A 1165-nucleotide genomic window follows, 5' to 3' on the forward strand; every position below is an offset into this window, starting at 1 on the left:
TCGCGGGCAGCAGCACCAACAAAAAAAGCATGACAAAAACGCGCATGACAAAGCTCCCCTATTTCCCTTTGACCCAGGCCGGATCGGCGTAGGCCTCGACCTTGAGCACGTCCTCGGCCCACTTGACCATGTCCATGGCCTGGCCGGACGATGAATACTCATGTTGCAGACTCAAAATGGCGTTGGGTGAAAGCATGACATCCAGCACATCCTGACGGTAGTCGCCCATGCCGCCGAGCACGCCGGTCCTGGCGTCCTTCCCGGAAACGGTGATTGTTTTCGATTCCAAGGGTTTGACCATGGAATACTGGGCCGCTTCGGGGCCCATGTCCAGGCTGGAACCAGGACGTTGCGCGGCGTCCTGATTGATGCTCAGGGTCACGGCCACGGCGTTCTGTCCGTTGACGTACCGGGCCGCCAGCACCTTGGCCCGGGGAATAACCGTTCCCATCATCTTCTGACCACCCATGTCCAGGCATGTGGATTTCCAATCCAAAGTCCATCCCGAGCCCTCGCCCAGCAGGGGCAGCAGTTCCACGGGGTTGGAATCGACCACCGGCATGCCGCCACAGGGCTGGCTGGTATCGATGGTCAGCTGCTTGGCCGAAACCAAGACCGGGGCCAGCACGCCCACCGCCAAAAACACGCACAAAAACAACGGACAAAAACGCATGAAGACCTCCATGAAATTTTGAACAAAAAATGGAATTGGCCCTCCTATCCGGACTCGACAAAAAAATCATCCTTTTCATGAAGAGCGGAAAGGCCCGCGGCCAAGGCGCGACAGATTATTCTTCCTGGCAAGACAAAAAAGGCGGCCCGGATCTCCGGACCGCCCTGTTTTGGCGCACGCAACACCGATGACCACTCAGTATCTGGTCGTCAAATGGGCCTGATCGCGCATCAGATAGTTTTGCACGTAATCCGTGACGCCCTCTTCCAAGGGCCGGAAGGCCGCGTCGCAGCCGCGTCCGGCCAGCTTGGCCAGGTCCGCGCAGGTGTAATATTGATATTTGTCGCGGATGGTCTCGGGCATGTCGACATAGTCGATCTGCGGCTCACGGCCCATGGCCGCGAACACGGCCCGGGCCAGATCGTTCCAGGTCCGGGCCTGGCCCGTGCCGACGTTGAAAATCCCGCCCACGTCCGGATGCTTGAGCAGCCA

The 1165-nt window shown here is 59.0% G+C and carries 2 protein-coding genes; both read right to left on the reverse strand.

The window, feature by feature from the left end:
- Positions 1-58 precede the first annotated feature (58 nt).
- Positions 59-673 carry a hypothetical protein gene (locus tag EOL86_15340; GenBank protein ID NCD26943.1) on the reverse strand — a complete coding sequence of 205 codons (615 nt, stop codon included), beginning with the start codon at positions 671-673 and terminating at the stop codon, positions 59-61.
- A gap of 195 nt (positions 674-868) precedes the next feature.
- Positions 869-1165: ADP-L-glycero-D-mannoheptose-6-epimerase (locus EOL86_15345; protein ID NCD26944.1), on the reverse strand; the 297-nt coding region annotated here is incomplete at its 5' end.

It is taken from the genome of Deltaproteobacteria bacterium, from assembly GCA_009930495.1.
Classification (GTDB): domain Bacteria; phylum Desulfobacterota; class Desulfovibrionia; order Desulfovibrionales; family Desulfomicrobiaceae; genus Desulfomicrobium.

What these genes read in the sequence shown, in the direction of transcription:
- EOL86_15340 (NCD26943.1), bottom strand. Translation starts at nt 673, where the DNA reads ATGCGTTTTTGTCCGTTGTTTTTGTGCGTGTTTTTGGCGGTGGGCGTG.